Genomic DNA, 19,527 nt, shown 5'->3' with positions numbered 1-19,527 from the left:
ATTAGGAATGACCAACTAACAAATTCTATTATCTGGTTTATATTAACGATATCTTTTGCTTTTTAATTAATTAAAAAATTCTTTTCTATCTGCAAGTAAGTAAGTTCTACTTTTTCGTTACTATAGATATATGGTTCAATACTTTTTAACTGCTCCATATCTCCTAATGCTTGAATTGCTTTTATAATTTCTTTCTTTACGATTTCTTTTTCTGACTTAAACGTAGGGATAACCTTCTCCAATAAAGAATCACAATTTAGCTTATAGAGCGTTTTAATGGTTTCCTTTCGTATAAGAGCATTCTCATGATCAAGAAAAGGAGTTATTTTTGGGATATTCTCAAATTGATTAAAATGTTTAATCATTCGGATAGAGAAAATTATAACAGTTATTAAATCATGGTTAAGCCATTCAGCAAAATCGGGAGTTTTACCTTCATATACATGTTTTATGCTGTCTTCAATATAAATAAGTTCCCAAAGGGTTAATTCGGCTTTTAAATTTTTAAAAAACGCTAATGGATTGTCTGTAGCAGTTTTTAAGAAATAATAGATTGCTTGCTCTCTAACTTCCTCTTGTTTAGCGTTTAGAAAGGGAGATATAAGTTTTGGTTTAACAACAAATAACTCTGATAGGATATATATTGCGCGTGCTTTATTATACCAAGCGCCTTTTTTTAAGATGTTGAAAACAAATACATCTAATTCTAATTCTTTGAAAATTCTTTTTATAAGAACAGAAGATTCTCCAGTAAAATTCTCATTGTAGATTAAAATTTGTCGAATCGTTATTTTCTTTTTTAAGGAGGTGTTTAAATGTTTGGTTTTAAAATTTTCAACTTCATTTTTAATATCAAAATCATCATTAAACATATAATTATTTAAAAAATGATCTGCTTCTTCTTGGTATAGGAGCTTGAATTTTTCACGGCGATTTTTATAAACTCTTAAATAAGTGAGAAAAACTATACCAGTAATTATTAATACTAAAAACACGGATATAAAAAATACATTTACTTTTAATATCCATGGCCAATCATTTATTATGTTTTCTAGTTGATTCAAAAAAATTAATTTTTTTCTATCGTTCTTTTCACCCTTAATGATAATTCATTTGGACTGAAAGGTTTTGTTATAAAATCATTAACTCCCATTTTAAAGGCATCCATAATTATTTCTTCTTGGTTTGAGGTGGATAGTACAATAATAGGTAAATCTGGGATGTTTTCTTTTATGTGTTCAATGAGTTCTGTTCCTTTAATAAAGGGCAGCATAAGGTCTGTTATTACAAGTTGAAAAGAATCTTTTTTTAATATATCTAGCGCTTTTCTTCCGTCGCTTGCAATAACTACTTGGTAACCGTCTTTTGTTAATTTAAATTCCAGTGATTTTACAATCATTGGATTGTCTTCAATAATTAATATTTTCTTTTTCATTTAATCTCGGGGAATTCCTTTTTTAATTCTTTTACAATTTTTGTGTATTCTTGATTTAGTTTTTCAGCTAAAAAAGAGATTTCTTGATCTTCGGTTTCATAACATATCTTATCACAAATCACTCTACAGTAATCATTTTCTAGTATTTCAAATGAAGGTTTAATATTATGAGCAATTTCTCGCGCTTCTTTAAATTCAGCGTCTTTTAAGACTTGTTTTAATTCGTTGATTTTTTCATTTACAGAATCTTTAAAAATTTGTAGTGATTCTAAGATGAATACTGGATCGTTATCTGATAATTGTTTTAAATAATTAAGAGAATATGGTTTTATGTCTTTATTTGAAGTTCCTAGGGACTCGCTAATAAAGAAAAACATAAGGTCGATGTCTTTTTTTGTTAATGGCTTTTTTAATATGTAAAAATGCGCTTCATTATTTAGACTTTTCGGAGTGTTATTTTCTGTAATAAGTATTGCTGGGATATCTAGATTTAACTCAATAGATAAATAATCTGTAAGCTGAATTGGATCTAGCGGGGCTATAGCATGATTTATTATAAGAGCATCGTAATCGTGATTCTCTTTTATTTTTTGAATTGCTTTAAAGCTATCAAAAGCAGACACTATGTTCCAATCAAAATTCTCTGATATTAATAAAAATTGATCCAACTCAGATGGATCATTAGTTATAAAAAGGATGTTTAAATGTTTTGACATTTCGTATTGCGATTGATGCTTAATTAAAAGTTAGGTTATAAATAAGAATTGAGCAAAAAAAATATTATAATGTTTCTTTATTTTTTCAAATAATCAATTAATACTCTTTTTATTGTGTTAAAAACAACAGGTTTTAACACATACTCATCCATTCCATGTTTTATACATCGGTCTTTCTCTCCTTTCATTGATCGTGCCGTTAAAGCGATTATAGGTACACGAGACTTCCCTTTTTCTATAGCTCGGATTTCTTTAGTAGCCTCGAAACCACTCATAATAGGCATTTGGATATCCATAAATATTAAATCAACTTTATTTTCCGTGAATAGCGCTACAGCCTCTTTACCATTATCAGCTTCAATAACGGTAGATTTAGGTAAAATTCGCTGCATTAATGTTCGGGCTAATAATTTATTAACTGGATTATCTTCAGCAATTAGAATTGATGGGGCTATATCTTCTAATAACATTTCATTGCTAGTAACAGCAACCTCTTCTGCTTTGTTAGGTTTTTCAATCCGATTAATGACATTATATAATTGATGAAATAGAATTGGTTTTGTAATATTAAACTGTACTTTGAGCTCTTTACATGCCTTATTCAGGAACTCGTCGTCAACTGAGCTATGAAGTAACATTATAGGGAGTTGGTCACTATCTATTTTGAAACTATTTCTAATATGGTCTATAACTTCAATCCCGTTTAAATAAGGCATATTAAAGTCGATAATTAATAGGTTGAAATCATTTTTATCTTCTAATATTTCTAGTGCTTCAACCCCATTAGAGGCAGCTGCATAGGTTATGTTGTTTACTCGAAGCATTTCTTTAAGAATTGTTCGATTGTTGTCATTATCATCAACAATTAATACTTTGTGTACTGTTTCATATTCAGTTAAAATATTTTCATATTCACCTTTTTCAGTTTTAAAATCAATAGCAAAAGAGAAAGTACTTCCTTGTCCTAATTTACTTTTAACCTCTAGCTTGCTATCCATAAATTCTAACAAGCGGTTGCTTATTGTTAATCCAAGTCCTGTACCTCCATATTTTCGAGTTGTAGAGGCATCTTCTTGGTCAAAAGCTTTAAAAACTTTTGCAAGATTGCTAGCGGCGATTCCAACGCCAGTATCTCTAATTGAAAACAGATATTTCTTTTTTTCGCTATCCAATGGGTCAGGGACACAACGAACCTCTAATTCTACTTCCCCTTGATGCGTAAACTTTACAGCATTTCCTAAGAGATTAGTTAAAATTTGGCGAAGGCGAACTGGATCTGTGTATATAAATCGATCGATAGTTGTTGAGATGTCTAATAAAACCTCTAACTTTTTCTCGTGTGCTTGATGTTTAATAATATCTATCGTCTGGCTACATAGTTCTAAAAGATCTACTTTTTCTATGTTTAACTCCAATTTACCAGCTTCGATTTTAGAGAAGTCTAGAATATCATTTATAATATCCAGCAAATGATTTGCAGAGTTATAAACAGTGTGCATATACTTTTCTTGACTGTCAGATAAATTGGTTTTCATCAATAAATCAGTAAAACCTATAATTCCATTTAAAGGTGTACGAATTTCATGACTCATATTTGCTAAGAACTCTGACTTCGATCTATTTGCTTTTTCGGCTTTTTGTTTTGCAACAATTAACGACGCCTCATAAGCTTTGATAGTACTTATATCTTGAACAATCCCATAAACTCTAGTGTTTTTATCAAAACTTTTGGTACGACCAACAATGCGAACCCATTTTTTATTGGACTTAGCCGTTACAAAGCGAAGCTCTAAATCAAAAGGGATCCCTTTTTCTAAAGTATTATCGGTAGCTATACGAAGCTTTTCAGTATCTTCTTTTTGGTAAAATTTAAACGAATTATTTCTTGTTGGAACATAATTTTCTGGCACTTCATGTATTTTTTTAGTAATATCACTCCACGTCATGTCATCTTTTTCCCTATCGTATTCCCAACTCCCTATTTTTGCTACTTCATTAGATTGATTCAACATATCTTGCAATCTAAGTCGCTCTAAAATGTTTACCTTAAATTGAGTAATATTTGCGGTATACATTAATAATCCACCAATCTCATCTTCTTTTTTATACCATGGTTTTATTTTCCAAGTAATCCATTGTTTTGTGCCATCTGCCTTTTCATATAAAGCTTCGTCACAAGTATCAATAGCTCCTTGTAAGCATTTTTGATGTATTTTTTTCCATTTCTTTTCTATATCAGGAAATATTTCATAATGAGATTTCCCTATAATATTTTCAGTGATTCCATAATCTTCTAGCCATTTTTTTGATGCAGCTTGATAAATCATATTATTATCAAACATGGCGATTGCAGAAGGAGCCTCTTCAATAAACAGTTTGTTTTGCTTTATACTGTTTTCAAGTGCTAATTGGGATTCTTTTTGAGCTGTAATATCCCAATTTGTACCAGACATTCTGATAGGTTCATTTTTAGAGTTTCTATGAAGCGACCCCTTAGCTCGAATGTAGTGGATTGATTTGTCTGGCCAAATAATTCTAAAAAAAGTGTCGTAGGTAGCTTTGTTGGCTAAGGCGTCATTAAATAGGTTTAATACGCGATCAACATCATCTGGGTGTAAAGTTTCCTTCCAAAGATCTAAAGAGATTTCTGTGTCTTCTGAGTGTACACCATAAAGTTTGTACATGGTTTCATCCCATTCTATCTTGGAATTTACCACATCTAAATCCCATATTCCAATAATTGAAGCATCTAGTGCAGTAAGTACTTTTTCTTTCGCAGCTTTAAACTGTTCTTCTGCTAAAATTCTACGAGAAATATCTCTAAAAGCAACTAAAGTTATGACTCCGTTTTTAGTCCAAATAGTATTGAGAGTCATCTCTACAGGAGCTTCATTTCCATTTTTTCGTAAAGCCTTTAGCTCAATCATTGAGGTGTGATTGGGTTTGCCAGTTTCTGAAATATTATGGTTTTTATTTTTCTGTTGTTTGATGTAATTTTCTATATGAAGGCTGTGTTTTTCATGGTCGTCTTCATGAATTAATACACTTATATTTTCTCCAGCTAAGTCTGATTCGCTATATCCAAACACCTTCTCCATTAACGAGTTAGAAAGATGTATTTTTAAATTTCTGTCTACTATAATTATGGGGTCTGGAGTAGCGTTTAAATAAGTTGATGTTATATGTAGCTCTTCTTCGATCTTAGTTCTATCTTCTTCGAGCTCATTCATAGAATGAACAACTAAAATAAGTATTAATAGCGCTATTGCAATAAAAGAAACACCCAGAATGGTGATTGAGAAGTCAGGTGCAAAATATCCTTTTCTAAAGCATAAAAGTATGAGGTAAGAAATGGCAAGTGTTATAAATGTTAGCTTGAAAAATAGTTTTCGCATAACCATATTTCCAATTTTTCTTCCTGTAAAAAGTTCTGTAATTCCATAATATGGGAATATCAGAGAAATGGCTATACTGGCAATTAGAAATCCAATTGCAGTATGAATTGCCATAGAAGAAATAAAGGTGATTTTATCAATAGTAGAAATTTCAAAGAAATATCCTATTATAGCTAAAAAGGCAAAAAAAGTAACTACATGAGGTAAATAAGCCGCTATTTTTTTAAACGTCTGATTTTTTCCAACAATAGAAAATAAAGACAAACTAAGGAGTATAAAAGACAGCGAGGTAGCCATAGACATTCTACCAGGAGTTGGCTTTCCAAGCATTTCTCCTTTATTGTCGGCTATAAATAATTGATCTATTTTTAAATCAACACCGCTAATATCTTGGAATAATGTAAGGCTACATATTAAAAAAAGGAGTGTATTTAGCACATAAACTAAAGTTGTACTTTTTTTTTGCTGAATACAATAGATAATTAAAGATAGCAGTAAGAAAGATATAGCAGTATTAAATTTCATTGATGGAAGTCCAGAGATAACTTCTGTCAACGATTCAATATTGAAAACCCATCCTACAATTGCAGAAATAGATACCAGAAAAATGACTATTACTATTGATAAAATGGTTTTTTTATAGATGTTGGTTTGAACCATTAGGTTTTAAATTTGCAATTTTCAATACAAGGTACTAATTTGTCAAAATTAAAGTACTAAAATTCAATTTTTTATGATTAAATTTGCACCCCAAAATATGTATGTAAAATATAAGAATCAAATGAAGAAAATTGCACGCATAATCGTACTAATATTCACTGTTTCGTTTATAGGTTGTCAGTCTGATGATGACAGTTCAAATATACAAGAACCGGAACAAACAAATGTCATTTTAAATAGCGATAATCTTACAAATCGCGTTAATTTTGAACATGCAGGAGTTGTAAGAGTAAAAGGAGCTCCTTTAGAAAATCCAGAAGAAACTGCTGGGAAGAGATCAAATATTTTAGCTGCAAAAGATATGGAAGCTAATGATCTTCCTCTTGTTGAGGTAGCAGAAGTTTCAGCTCCAGTATATAATGGAACTGTATTAAGAGCTACGCACGTTGAAATTAACGGAAATTACGCTTATGTATCTTATAATGTAGAAGGAGATGCATATATGGGAGCCATAGATGTGATCGATATCTCTAACCCATTAACACCTACAGTAGTATTACAGGCTATATTTCCAGAGACAGACATTAGTTCGATAGATTATTATCAAAACGCACTATATATTGCTGGAGCAAATCCATCTATGAGTAGCGATGATTCAAACCCTGCATTTTTAATTAAAATGCAACTTCAAGATGGAATTCCTACTGATAATTTAACTTTAATGGATATGCCTGGGTATGTTGCTACTGGTGTAGTTGCTAATGCAGATGGTATTTTCGGAGTTTCTGGTGATAATGGAATTTTAGGAAAGTATAATATTAACACACAACAACTAGATGAAGATGCTCCTTTAGATGACTTGAGAGCTGTTGAAAGTTATGATAGTAAAATTGTTGTGTTGAGTGGAACAGAGGGAATTCATGTTTACAACACTAGTAACTTAAATGAGACAAAAAGTTTTTCAACAAGTCAAGATGTAGCTGAAGCAAAACGTACTATTGATTTTTATGATAACAATGTTCTAGTTTCTGAAGGTTTTAATGGTTTAGGAATCTATAAATTAAGCAACGGGTCTAAGGTAACAACCATCGAAATTCCTGAAGTTGATTCTGAGGAAAATATAGATCCAAATGATGTTGTTACAAATGCTGTTTCAGTAGATGATAAACACATCTTTACAGCAAATGGAGCAGGAGGAGTTTCAGTTTATACTATAAATAATAGCGTAAGCGATCTAACAACTATTGGAACATTAAATCTAGAAGGATCTGCAAATTATGTAAAGAGCGATGATGATTTTATTTTTGTTGCTGATGGTAAAGGAGGATTGAAAATTCTCAAAGCAGTTACTAAGTCAGATTCAGGAAGTAATATAGTATGTTCTGATTATCCAGCGTATCAAGGAGGCTACTGGTTAAATGTTAATTCTAATAAAGACGAAGCTTATAATGGATCGGCTAGTTTAATGGGGGTTAATGTAAACTCTAAAGCAAGTCTTATTTTTTGTGGGGCTCTTGCGGTAAACAAAGGAGTTAATGTAAATAGTGATGGTACATTCTTAGTTAAAGGGACTTTAGCTCAAGGAACAACAGAAGCTCCATACAATGCATTAATTGTTAATAATAACGGTGTTTTACAGATAGAAGGAAGCTTAGTTGTGTACGGAAATATGATTTTAAATAACGGCGCTACATTAGAGTTTTTAGGAAGTGGATCTTCGATTACGGTTTACGGAAAAGTAACTAAAAACGGAACTGTAACAATTAAAGGAGATTATACAGATACTTTTAATAGTCTAAAATAAATTATATAAAAATTAATTTCCTGAATTGTTATTACAGGATAAAAAAAGAGCAACTTTTAAGTTGCTCTTTTTTGTTTATGAGGCTTTTATTAAAAATCATTAATCTTCTAAGTGGCAAGATCTTCTGTTTTAGGTTTAAATAATTTAGCAAAATAACCAGTAAAAGGTAGTAAGATGAGGCCTATGCCAAGGTTAAATATCAAATGAGCGTAAGCAACTTGAAAAGTAATGTTTGGTGTTATACTCAAAATAAGATTCTCGAACACCTTATGGAAGGGTAAATAAATTAAAACACCGATAGAATTAAAGCAAAGATTGGCTAGGGCGGTTTGTTTGGCCATTTTTCCAAGCTTTAGAGAGGCCAAAAAGGCAGTTGTAGTAGTTCCAACGTTAGAACCTACAATAATACCTATAGCGCTATCTAATTCGATTACACCTTGCGAACTTAATATAATTACTAAGCCAACGGTAACGGAGCTAGATTGACACGCAGCTGTAATTATAATTCCAAATAAGATTCCTATAAATGGATTAGATGCGTAGCTTAGAAATTCTATTAATCTAGGACTGTCTTTTATAGGAGCTAAGTTTGCGCTAATAAGTTCTAAGCTAAAAAGAATGAGTCCTAGGTAAAAGATTGGCTTAGAAATCAATCTTATTTTATTAGGGAAATATCCCATTATAAAGCCTAGAGCAATTAATATTGTTCCTAGCATTTCTAATTTAAAAGAAACGAGCCATGCTGTTACAGTAGTTCCTAAATTACTCCCTAATAGAATTGGTAAGGAGCTTTCAAATAAAATAACCCCTGCGTCTACAAAAGAAACTACAATAGAAATAACGGCGCTGCTAGATTGAACGACAGCTGTAGCAGCAAATCCTAATAAAAAAGAGCGAGCTTTAGAGTTGGAAGCTTTCAATAAGAAAGATTTAAGCTTGTCTCCAGTCTGCGATTGCAAATTTTTAGAAAAGCTTTCCAGACTATGAGTGAATAACCCGATAGCTGCAATTATTGATATAGTCAATTCTATCCAATCCATGATTTATTGTTTCTAAGAAAAAATTAAACTAAGATAAGTGCAATCAATTATATATACAATTTTGTTCTTATGAAAGGTTGATAAATGTTTTTTAAGATCAGGAAACGCTATAAAGCAAAAAATCCAGCCTATTTTGAATAGACTGGATTTGAATTTGCTCCCCCTCTTGGGCTCGAACCAAGGACCCTCTGATTAACAGTCAGATGCTCTAACCAACTGAGCTAAGGAGGAATTTATTTTTATATGCTTCTAAGCCTTTGTTAGTACTTGCTTGAGAAGCTTTTTGTTCCTTTTTGCGGATGCAAATATATATGTTTTTTTCTTTACACCAAATAAAAAATAAACTTTTTTATTTTATTCGAAAATCGCTTTATATACATCGTTTCCGTTCGCGTACAAAAGTAAGGCAATTAATATAAAAAAACCAATCATTTGTGCATATTCCAAAAACTTTTCACTCGGCTTCCTTCCAGTAATCATCTCATATAAGAGGAACATTACATGTCCTCCATCCAAAGCAGGGATAGGAAGAATATTCATAAATGCCAGAATAATAGATATAAAGGCCGTCGACATCCAAAATCCTTGCCAATCCCAAGTGTCAGGAAATAGCTTTGCAATGGTTCCAAAACCACCCACTTCTGTAGCTCCTTTTTTTGTGAAAAGAAACTTCATTGAGCTGATATAATCCCTAAGTGTCCAATATCCGTAGTTAATTCCTGCAGGAATTGCTTCTGCAAAAGTGTATTCTTTCTTAATAATATCCTTTTCTGTAAGGTGAGATTTAGGATAAACTCCTATTGTATTAGTTTCAGATGGAGTTACAGAGATCGTATCTGTTACTTTGTTTCTTTCTATAACTAAACTTATCGCGTTGTTGTCTGCATTTTTCACTTTGGTAGTAAACTCATCCCAAAAAGTAACAGCATTTCCGTTTACAGAAACAATTCTGTCATTCGACTTCAATCCACTTAAATCTGCTGGGCTATCTGGAATAACACTATCTATTACAGGGTTTATTCTTGGTGTAAGTGGTCGAACTGCTCCTTCTGTATATAGGTAAGTTCCTAAAGTATCTGGAAGACTAAGCACTTCTTTTTTACCGTCTACGTGTTTTACTTCTATTTCTTCAACTCCTCTTACTAGCAGTAAACGACTCACATCTAAAATATTTTCAGGTTTTTTACCATCAATATTTAATATTTTATCACCATTTTTAAAGCCATAAGGCTCTAATTGTTCAGCTACAGCAAAACCATTAGGATAAGAATCTTGGGAAACTTCATTACTTCCCCAAACATATAATACCATGGCATAGATAAAGAAACCTAGAATTAGGTTTACGGTAACTCCTCCTAGCATGATAATAAGACGTTGCCAAGCTGGTTTAGAACGGAATTCCCACGGTTGAGGCGGTTGTGCCATCTGTTCTTTGTCCATGCTCTCGTCTATCATACCAGATATCTTTACATAACCTCCTAATGGAAGCCATCCGATACCGTATTCTGTTTCTCCTATTTTCTTTTTTAATAGGGAAAACTTTACATCAAAAAATAGATAAAATTTCTCAACACGAGTTTTAAATATTTTGGCTGGTATAAAGTGACCGAGCTCGTGTAAAACAATAAGTATAGATAAACTTAATAAAAGTTGAATAGCCTTAACTAAAATTGGACTCATAAATTAGGTTTCATTTTCAAATCGCACAAAAGTAATGTTTTCCATCTACTTACCACAATCAAAATGTAGTAAGGCGAAGTTTTTATGACTGTTTTATGATAAAAACATAGCTTTTCCTAGCTTATGTTGTATTTTTGCAGCCATAAAATAAGCCATTGTATGCTACAGTTTTTTAGCAAATTCAAATATTTTTTTATTACGCTATTTATCCTTTCGGTAATTATTGTGAGCTTAATATATCAGGCCTTAAAGCCAAAAGAGAGGCTTCCTGTTTATGAGCCTTCAATGGTAAATGCAGAGCTTGTTGATTCTTCAATTCAATATATAAGAAAATATCATACAATAGCTCCATTCAAATTAATCAATCAGAATGGAGATACTATTACTGAAGCTACTTATAAAGATAAAATATATGTAGCAGATTTCTTTTTTACTACCTGTCTTACTATTTGTCCGAAAATGACAGATAATATGACCATCATACAAAAGGAGATTTTAGATGATCCTGATGTTATGCTTTTGTCTCATTCAGTAACTCCAGAAATTGACTCTGTACCTCGACTAAAAGAGTATGCTCTAGAAAAAGGGGTTGTAGATAGTAAATGGAATATGGTTACTGGCGATAAAAAACAAATATATGAGCTCGCCAGAAAAAGTTACCTAGCGGTGAAAACAATTGGAGACGGTGGTCCTTTTGATATGATTCATACCGAGAACTTTGTTTTGGTTGATAAGGAGAAAAAAATTAGAGGTTATTATGATGGTACCAAACAAGAAGATATCCAAAAGTTACTTCATGATATAGCTGTTTTAAAAGAAGAATATAAGGAGCAGAAACCATAAATATTTTGGTTTTATACTCCTTATAAAGAGCTGTAATTCTATTCTGCTTTATTATGTTCTACCCAAATTAAATCGGAGGTGTTATATCCAATTTCCTGAGCTTTTTTTAAATACTCGTTTTTAACATTTTCTGGAATTGTAGTTTCTCTAGATAGAATCCATAGGTAATCTAAATTTTTTCCAGCAACCAAAGCGTATTTGTAATTATCGTCAATGGCAATAACATTGTATCCAGCGTAGAAAGGTCCAAAAAAAGATACTTTTAATTTTGCCACATTATCGTCGCCTACAAATTTGGCTTTCCCTGTGGACTCTGTCCATTCCTCTTCTTCGTAATCATAACCTCGATTTACAACTTTTATAGTTCCATTGTCATTTAAAGAATAATTAGCGGTAGTGTTATTTAGGCCTTCTTCGAATTTAAAATCCAAACGAGCAATTTCATACCATTTACCTAAATATTTTGCCTTATCAAAGGGTTTAACAGCTTCTGCTCCTTTTGGAATGGTATTGCAACTAAAAATGCCTAGTGACAATACGCACAATATTAATATGTTTTTCATGTTGTTGTTTTTTGGTTTGTTTAAAGACTGTCTTTTAGCGACAATACTTTTATCTAAAGTAGCTAAATTCTTATGTATTTTTCATAAAATAGATTTAAAGTCTTCTAAAAGCATCGCTAATTTTATGTCGTAAAATTCTCCTCTGAATTATTCGTCACTGACTTTTTTAATTTTAATTGCTAAAATTTAACTTCCTTGTTCTTAAACATCTATTAAATTATTTCCTCAAACTCAATTTTTATGTTACTTTTGCTTACTTAAAATGAATCTAAATAAGATTTGAAATTGACGATTGCACATTTAAAAAGAGGCGAACGCGCCATAATTAAAGAGTTTTCTACGGATATTATTCCTATTAAATTACTAGAAATGGGCTGTTTGCCAGGTAACGAAGTAGAGTTACTGCAGATTGCGCCTTTTAGAGACCCATTGTATTTAAATATTAATGGTTCCTTCTTAGCAATTCGTCGTGAAACTGCACTGCAAATCGAAGTAGATATTATAGAAAATAAAGCTTTATGAGTAAGCAGATTAATGTTGCCCTCATAGGGAATCCAAACACAGGTAAGACTTCAGTATTTAATCAGTTAACAGGATTGAATCAAAAAGTAGGTAACTATCCTGGAATTACTGTAGAAAAAAAAGAGGGAGTTTGTAAGCTTCCAAGAGGAGTTAAAGCTCATATTATTGACTTGCCAGGGACGTATAGCTTAAATGCAAATTCTCTGGATGAGAATGTAGTAATAGAGCTACTTTTAAATAAGAATGATAAAGATTTTCCTGATGTTGCTGTTGTTATAACAGATGTGGAGAATTTGAAGCGAAATTTGCTTCTTTTTACTCAGATTAAAGATTTAAAGATTCCCACTATTTTGGTGATTAATATGGCCGACAGAATGGAGCGCCGTGGAATTACTTTAGATACCAAAATATTAGAGGAGCGTCTTAACACAAAAATTGCGGTTGTAAGTACCCGTAAGAAAATTGGAATCGATAAGATTAAAGAACTTATAACAAATTATAAGTCAATTTCTATTGAGCCTTGTGTAGATACAACTGTTATTGATGTTGAATATTTTGGAGGATTAAAAGCCGCTTTTCCAAAACAAGATATTTATAAATTATGGTTGGTAATTACGCAAGATGTTAATTTTGTAAGCTTAGACAGGAAATTGGTTCAAGATGCTTCTAATTTTTCAACTAAATCTACTTCAGATCTAAAAAGAATGCAGCATAAAGAAACGGTGCTGCGTTACCAATTTATAAATGGAGTTTTAAAAGAAGGGTATAAAAAAGATGAAAATGCAGCAAAAGGTTTCCGAGCTTCTTTAGATCGGATTCTTACTCACAAAGTGTGGGGATATGTAATTTTCTTCCTAATCTTACTTACAATTTTTCAAGCTATTTACGATTGGAGTAGCTATCCAATGGATTTTATAGATGCCACATTTGCATCTTTTAGTGAATGGGCAAAAGAAACACTTCCGCCGGGATCACTTACAAATTTATTAGCTGAAGGGATTATTCCTGGGTTGGGAGGTATCGTTATTTTCATTCCGCAGATTGCATTTTTATTCCTTTTCATATCCATTTTAGAAGAATCTGGTTATATGAGTAGGGTTGTATTCTTAATGGATAAGATAATGCGTAAGTTTGGTTTGAGTGGGAAAAGTGTAGTTCCTTTAATATCTGGTACTGCGTGTGCAATTCCTGCTGTAATGGCAACTCGAAATATAGAGAATTGGAAGGAAAGGTTGATTACCATTTTGGTGACTCCCTTTACAACGTGTTCCGCTAGATTACCAGTTTATCTTATAATTATCTCTTTAGTAATTCCAAATGATCGCTTTTTAGGGATGAATTTGCAAGGAGTTACATTGATGTTGTTATATTTAATAGGCTTCGGAACGGCTGTTTTTTCAGCTTTGTTGCTTAATAAAATATTGAAGATTAGAAATAAGACATTTTTTGTTGTTGAAATGCCTAGTTATAAATTGCCATTATTTAAGAATGTTGCGATTACGGTTATTGAAAAAACAAAGAGTTTTATTTTTGGAGCAGGTAAAATCATATTAGCGATTTCTATTGTTTTATGGTTTTTAGCGTCTAATGGTCCTTCTGAAGAGTTTGATAATGCAGCAGAAATTATCACTTCAGAAACATCTTCACAAGAAATATCACCAGAAGAGCTTTCAACAAAAATAGCATCTTACAAACTCCGTCATTCTTATATCGGAATTGCAGGAAAAGCTATCGAGCCTGTAATTTTACCTTTGGGATACGATTGGAAAATAGGAATTGCATTGATCAGCTCGTTTGCTGCAAGAGAGGTTTTTGTTGGAACACTGGCTACCATTTATAGCGTTGGTAGCGATGAAGAAGAAACTATTAAAAATAGAATGGCTGCAGAAACAAATCCTGTAACTGGAGAGCCTTTATTTAATTTAGCTTCCGGAGTTTCATTATTATTGTTCTATGCTTTTGCAATGCAATGTATGAGTACATTAGCCATTGTAAAACGAGAAACAAACACATGGAAGTGGCCAGTTGCACAATTAGTATTTATGACAGGATTTGCTTATGTTGTAGCTTTAATTGCATATCAATTGCTTAAATAGTATAGAAATGGATCTTCAAAGTCTTATCGTTTATATTGTATTATTACTAGCTGTTGCTTATCTAGTGTTGAAGTTTGTATTCCCTAAAAAACTCAATTCTTTGCTAGGGAAAAAATCAAGTGGAGGTTGCGGAGATGGCGATTGTGGTTGCCATTAAGATTATTTGTTTTTTTGGTAAGCATATTAAAATATTGAAGTAATTATTCTTCTGAAGGATAATTACATTAATTTTAAATCTCATTTTTCTCAGTAAGTTATGTCTAAACGTGATTTAAAAAAATACTTAAGCACCTTAAAAAAGGAAGATCTAGAAACGCAGGTTTTAGAGTTATATACACGCTTTAAGGAGGTGAAGGTTTATTATGATTTTGTTTTTAACCCGAAGGAAGATAAGCTTATTGATCAATGCAAAGCTAAAATTGCAAATGAATATTTCCCAGTTTCTAGACGAAAACCAAGAGCAAGGAGATCTGTAGCTCAAAAACATATAAAGCATTTTATAGATTTAGGAGTAAACCCTATTATGGTGGCCGATGTAATGTGGTTTAATTTGGAAATTGCTCAGACATATAATAGAGAAAAGCAGTTAAAACAAGATGCTTTTTATAAGAGTATGGCGAAGTCTTTTGATGAAGCTGTTAAGTATATATTAGTACATGGACTTTTGGATGAATTTAAAGTTCGTTTGTTAGCTGTTTATGAAGAAGCACAAGTTCAAGAATGGCCTACTTTATATACAATGGAAAGTACCTTAGATTTATTAGATTAATTAATAATAAACGATTTCTATTACTTAGAAAAGTATTATTTTGTACTCTTAAAATTATTATTCAGATGAAAAATTCCCTTTTACTACTTCTCGTTTGTTGTTCGTTTTTCTTGTCTTCTGCCCAAGAAAAGCTTTCAGAAATTAATAAAACCCAAATTCTTGAAGTTTTTAATAAGCAAGAAGAAGCTTGGAATCGTGGAGATATCCCTGCTTTTATGGAAGGGTATTGGAAATCTGAAGACTTAGCTTTTTCTGGTTCTTCTGGTCCTCTTTTTGGATGGGAAGCTACTAAAGACCGCTATCTTAGAAGTTATCCTGATACAACTGCAATGGGGAAACTTACTTTTAAAGTGATTAAAATTCAGCAAGTAAAAGAAGGAGTTGCTCAAGTTATAGGTTCTTTTCATTTAAAAAGAACTATCGGAGATCTTAGTGGTTATTTTACCTTGGTTTGGCGTAAGTTTGATAATCAATGGCTTATTATTAGCGACCATACTTCGTCGGCAAAATAAAATATAACTATTATTATTGCTTAATAGATGCAGTTTTAATTTATGCCATCACAATGAGTTAATGGCCTGTCATCTTCAGCTAAATATAAATCTAGTATGATTTTATCATATTTTAAATTTATAAATGGTTCTGTCTCAATTGAAAAATAACCTATGGATGTGACTTTTATTTGTTCAGGGACAGAAACTTTTTTTACTTTAAAACTGGATTTATTATTTTGTATAGGTATGCTTAAACATCCATATGTAACAATTGAAGGTAGAGTTCTTTGTTCCTTATTATGAATATTAACAATAACATCAATACTATCAATTTTAACGAAGGAATTGGTGGTGTTATTTGTAAATTTTATAGTATATCTACTTTTGTTATAACTATGTTGAAGATGATTTTGCGATGTTTTACACGACATAACAAATAACATCAAAAAGATGTAATATAAATGTTTATTTATAAAAATCTTAACAGCCTGCATTCTTCCCTTTTTGTGTTCTTGTATTTCCATTTGTGTCTTTTTTGGTTAATTCAATTGAAATTACATTTAATATTCTTTTTTGATCAGATAAAGGTAAGTTATTAAAAGTTGTGGTGTTCTGTAAACCAGCCCACGACATATCTTCATAAAATTGATCTGGAAGATTATACCCTTTTGCTGCTCCATATTCTTTTAATGAAGTAGCTATATCTTTAACAATACTTCTAGCTATTTCTTCGTGGTGAACTGAGTTCCAGTTTTGAAGTTTTCCCCATTCATCAACCATTTGTGGGTAAGTTGCTATCCAGTTTGGTCTGTTAATTTCAAATTCTGTAATTAAGAAGGCGTGTATTGATTCATGTAATATTGTCCTAGCCCATGATAAATCTGTAGCTAAAGGAAATGCTTGAGTATCAAAAGTAGAAGAAATCTCTTCTTTTGTGTCATCATAAACTGAGCTAGTTTGTCCAGTTCCTCCAGCCAATGAACCATCTATAACTTTCCAATTAAATCCTGGTTCATTTCCAGAAAATTTAATAATAGTATTCCCTACTCCATTTTTTATGTTTTTTAAATCTCTCAAAATTGACTTTAAGCATCCTTTTAGTAAGGAATCATCAATTTTTTCTTCAAAACTATCCGCAGCACTAAGAGTTTCTAATAAAATTTCATAATCTTCAGAGTTTTCTTCTCCAGTTGGGGAGGTGTTAATAGAGCCTGAAGATTGATTATTTCCTCCACCTCCGCCTTCATTACCTCCCGTAGGATTGTTTTCATTATCATATGTACATTCATATTCAATTAAAACATCATTTAGATATAGTACCCCATTCTGTTCTAAATACGCATATTGAACTCCAATTTGAATGCAATCCCATCGATTTTGAAATTTTTTATCTTTAATTAGAGGTTTACCATTTTGAAATGTTTTTGATAAAATAATACTTCCTTGACTATCATATAATGTGATTTCCCCAGTATATGTGGAATAATCAAAAAAATTATTTATCATATTAGCAAAGAACCATTTTTTTTCAGGTGTATATCTGATTATTGTTGTCTTTAATTCACCATCATTGCTTTTTTCGACAACGATATTGTCATAATAAAACCCTTTTTTATCTTTTGGAATTGCTATAGTATAGGAGGTTTGCGTAGCTTTTTTTAAAATATTCACCTCAGTATTGTAAATAACCTCATCATTTTTACTGTTATAGTTATTTTTTTTTGAAAATTGCTCCCCATAGTAAATAGCAACTTGCTTGATATCGTCTGGTAAATCTTTAAATTGTATTTTGTTATTTAAGTTTGAACTATTAATAATGCCATTATCCTCAATAATTTCTTTTTCACAACTGAGTTGAGAAATAGTTAAAGAAAATATAAAAAAAACGAAAGAGAAGCGTCTTGTTTTGAGATAAATAGTCTTCATATGAATTATGATTTGGTTTGTGAGAATGTTAAATATATGAAAAAAAGTAATACGTAGGATATATTACCAATATTTAGATTAATTTCTTTATTAAAACATTACCCCAACGCCACATCTAATGTCATCATTATAATAAAGCCACCTATAAAACCTAAGGTAGAAATATCGGTATGGTTTGCTTGTTGAGATTCAGGAACCACTTCTTCGACTACAACAAAAATCATTGCACCAGCTGCAAAGCAAAGTGCATATGGTAAAATCGGCTCAAATGTGAGTACAGCCCAAGCACCAAGTACAGCTGCAATCGGTTCTACAATAGCAGATAATTGTCCGAAATTAAAACTTTTCCATCTGCTAAGTCCTAAACCTCGTAAAGGCATCGCAACAGCAAATCCTTCAGGGAAATTCTGAATTCCAATACCAAGTGCTAAAATTACTGCGCCTTCAATAGAAGCTTCTGGAATTCCGGCAGCAACACCGCCAAATAAAACTCCAATTGCTAATCCTTCTGGGATGTTATGCATCGTAATTGCCAGCGTTAATAACACCGATTTATGCCAAGGAGTTTTAATACCTTCCTTCTCGCTCATTTTAAAATTCACATGTAAATGAGGTAATATTTTATCCAAAGCAAAAATGAATAAAGCTCCTAGTCCAAAACCAACAACTGCAGGAATGGTTTTAACAAATCCTTCTCCTGGACTCATTTCAATTCCTGGAGCCAATAAACTCCAAAAACTTGCTGCAACCATTACACCACCAGTAAATCCTAACATTCCATCAAAGAGGCGTCTGTTCATTTTTTTGAAGAAAAACACAAGTGAAGCTCCTAAAGCAGTTAATCCCCAAGTAAATAAAGTGGCATAAAATGCAGCTAATACAGGGTCTATTTCTTTAAAAAAGGCAACGATATCGTTAAACATGGCTTATTATTTAATTTTTAGGTATATGTTATTGGCGGTCAATGCAGAGATATTAATCTCCGTGGAATTTAATTTTATTTGTACTGAATTATCAAATGGTTCTTTGTTGATAATAGAGATTTCTTCTCCTAAAGAGATGTGTAATTTGTCCAAGTATCTTAAGAAATCTGAGGATGAATCTTTTACTCCAACAACAATCCCCTTATCACCATTTTGTGCTGATGATAATAATACTTTTTCTACTTTTTTAATATTCCCATCCTTATCAGGAATTGGATCTCCGTGAGGATCAATCCGAGGGAAATCTAAGAATATGTCTAGCTTTTCAATAAGTTTATCACTTTTAATGTGCTCTAATTCTTCAGCAATATCATGAACTTCATCCCAAGAAAAATTAAGCTTTTCAACTAAAAAAAACTCCCACAATCGGTGTTTACGTATAATTTTTGCAGCATATGTTTTTCCTTCTTCGGTTAAACGAGCTCCTTGGTATTTTTTATAATGAACAACTTTTTTCTCCGCAAGTCGCTTTATCATATCTGTCACAGAAGATGCCTTCGTTTCCATTTGTGCAGCAATAGCATTGGTGGATACGCCTTTCTGGTCATCTTTTGATAAATGATAAATAGCTTTTATATAATCCTCTTCTGAAAGTGTCATT

At 31.8% G+C, this 19,527-nt stretch carries 18 protein-coding genes and 1 tRNA gene; 7 read left to right on the top strand and 12 right to left on the bottom strand.

Translation table 11 applies throughout. From position 1 onward, the window contains the following. Window positions 1–62: 62 nt before the first annotated feature. From JM658_RS01280 to JM658_RS01265, 4 genes are all read right to left on the bottom strand, one after another. Window positions 63–1,064 carry a HEAT repeat domain-containing protein gene (locus tag JM658_RS01280; RefSeq protein WP_236957417.1) on the bottom strand — a complete coding sequence of 334 codons (1,002 nt, stop codon included), beginning with the start codon at window positions 1,062–1,064 and terminating at the stop codon, window positions 63–65. Window positions 1,065–1,069: 5 nt separating this feature from the next. Further along, on the bottom strand, window positions 1,070–1,435 hold the full coding sequence (locus tag JM658_RS01275) for a response regulator transcription factor (RefSeq protein WP_236957416.1): 366 nt from the start codon (window positions 1,433–1,435) through the stop codon (window positions 1,070–1,072). Next, entirely contained in the window at window positions 1,432–2,151 is a 720-nt protein-coding gene (locus tag JM658_RS01270; protein ID WP_236957415.1) for an Hpt domain-containing protein, read from the bottom strand. The genes JM658_RS01275 and JM658_RS01270 overlap by 4 nt, the downstream gene beginning before the upstream one ends. Before the next feature lie 77 nt (window positions 2,152–2,228). Continuing rightward, window positions 2,229–6,206, bottom strand: coding sequence for a PAS domain-containing hybrid sensor histidine kinase/response regulator (locus JM658_RS01265; protein WP_236957414.1), 3,978 nt, complete (start codon window positions 6,204–6,206; stop codon window positions 2,229–2,231). A 121-nt stretch (window positions 6,207–6,327) separates the two neighbouring features. Here JM658_RS01265 and JM658_RS01260 point away from each other — a divergent pair, with 121 nt between their 5' ends. Next, entirely contained in the window at window positions 6,328–8,010 is a 1,683-nt protein-coding gene (locus JM658_RS01260; RefSeq protein ID WP_236957413.1) for an LVIVD repeat-containing protein, read from the top strand. Window positions 8,011–8,117: 107 nt separating this feature from the next. On the opposite strand, the gene JM658_RS01255 is transcribed toward JM658_RS01260, so the two are convergent. From JM658_RS01255 to rseP, 3 genes are all read right to left on the bottom strand, one after another. Then, window positions 8,118–9,050, bottom strand: a complete 933-nt coding sequence (locus JM658_RS01255; RefSeq protein ID WP_236957412.1) for a Na/Pi cotransporter family protein — start codon at window positions 9,048–9,050, stop codon at window positions 8,118–8,120. Window positions 9,051–9,207: 157 nt separating this feature from the next. After that, a tRNA-Asn gene (locus tag JM658_RS01250) sits at window positions 9,208–9,281 on the bottom strand. Between the two features lie 123 nt (window positions 9,282–9,404). Further along, entirely contained in the window at window positions 9,405–10,730 is a 1,326-nt protein-coding gene (rseP, locus tag JM658_RS01245; RefSeq protein ID WP_236957411.1) for an RIP metalloprotease RseP, read from the bottom strand. Between the two features lie 159 nt (window positions 10,731–10,889). Here rseP and JM658_RS01240 point away from each other — a divergent pair, with 159 nt between their 5' ends. Next, window positions 10,890–11,573, top strand: a complete 684-nt coding sequence (locus JM658_RS01240) for an SCO family protein (RefSeq protein WP_236957410.1) — start codon at window positions 10,890–10,892, stop codon at window positions 11,571–11,573. Window positions 11,574–11,611: 38 nt separating this feature from the next. Here JM658_RS01240 and JM658_RS01235 read toward each other — a convergent pair whose 3' ends face one another. Beyond that, entirely contained in the window at window positions 11,612–12,136 is a 525-nt protein-coding gene (locus tag JM658_RS01235) for a lipocalin family protein (protein WP_236957409.1), read from the bottom strand. A 279-nt stretch (window positions 12,137–12,415) separates the two neighbouring features. Here JM658_RS01235 and JM658_RS01230 point away from each other — a divergent pair, with 279 nt between their 5' ends. The 5 genes from JM658_RS01230 (at window position 12,416) to JM658_RS01210 (ending at window position 16,035) form a co-directional block, all read left to right on the top strand. Beyond that, window positions 12,416–12,658, top strand: coding sequence for a FeoA family protein (locus tag JM658_RS01230; protein WP_236957408.1), 243 nt, complete (start codon window positions 12,416–12,418; stop codon window positions 12,656–12,658). Beyond that, complete coding sequence (gene feoB, locus JM658_RS01225; RefSeq protein ID WP_236957407.1) at window positions 12,655–14,754, top strand: ferrous iron transport protein B; 2,100 nt, start codon at window positions 12,655–12,657, stop codon at window positions 14,752–14,754. Before JM658_RS01230 ends, feoB begins: the two co-directional genes overlap by 4 nt. Window positions 14,755–14,761: 7 nt before the next feature. After that, a complete protein-coding gene (locus JM658_RS01220) occupies window positions 14,762–14,911 on the top strand; it encodes a FeoB-associated Cys-rich membrane protein (protein ID WP_236957406.1) in 150 nt (49 codons plus the stop codon). Window positions 14,912–15,010: 99 nt separating this feature from the next. Further along, window positions 15,011–15,523 (top strand): DUF6155 family protein, encoded by a 513-nt coding sequence (locus tag JM658_RS01215; protein WP_236957405.1) that lies wholly within the window; start codon window positions 15,011–15,013, stop codon window positions 15,521–15,523. Between the two features lie 65 nt (window positions 15,524–15,588). Then, complete coding sequence (locus JM658_RS01210) at window positions 15,589–16,035, top strand: YybH family protein (protein WP_236957404.1); 447 nt, start codon at window positions 15,589–15,591, stop codon at window positions 16,033–16,035. Window positions 16,036–16,070: 35 nt separating this feature from the next. Here the strand turns inward: JM658_RS01210 and JM658_RS01205 are convergent, their stop codons facing one another. From JM658_RS01205 to JM658_RS01190, 4 genes are all read right to left on the bottom strand, one after another. Continuing rightward, window positions 16,071–16,541 (bottom strand): hypothetical protein, encoded by a 471-nt coding sequence (locus JM658_RS01205; protein WP_236957403.1) that lies wholly within the window; start codon window positions 16,539–16,541, stop codon window positions 16,071–16,073. Further along, on the bottom strand, window positions 16,498–17,943 hold the full coding sequence (locus JM658_RS01200; protein ID WP_236957402.1) for a hypothetical protein: 1,446 nt from the start codon (window positions 17,941–17,943) through the stop codon (window positions 16,498–16,500). The genes JM658_RS01205 and JM658_RS01200 overlap by 44 nt, the downstream gene beginning before the upstream one ends. 98 nt (window positions 17,944–18,041) lie before the next feature. Then, complete coding sequence (locus JM658_RS01195) at window positions 18,042–18,866, bottom strand: ZIP family metal transporter (RefSeq protein WP_236957401.1); 825 nt, start codon at window positions 18,864–18,866, stop codon at window positions 18,042–18,044. Between the two features lie 6 nt (window positions 18,867–18,872). Further along, entirely contained in the window at window positions 18,873–19,526 is a 654-nt protein-coding gene (locus JM658_RS01190; RefSeq protein ID WP_236957400.1) for a metal-dependent transcriptional regulator, read from the bottom strand. Between the last annotated feature and the right edge of the window lies 1 nt (window position 19,527).

The organism is Joostella atrarenae (assembly GCF_021764745.1).
Lineage (GTDB): Bacteria > Bacteroidota > Bacteroidia > Flavobacteriales > Flavobacteriaceae > Galbibacter > Galbibacter atrarenae.
This window is presented reverse-complemented; position numbering and strand designations above follow the sequence as displayed.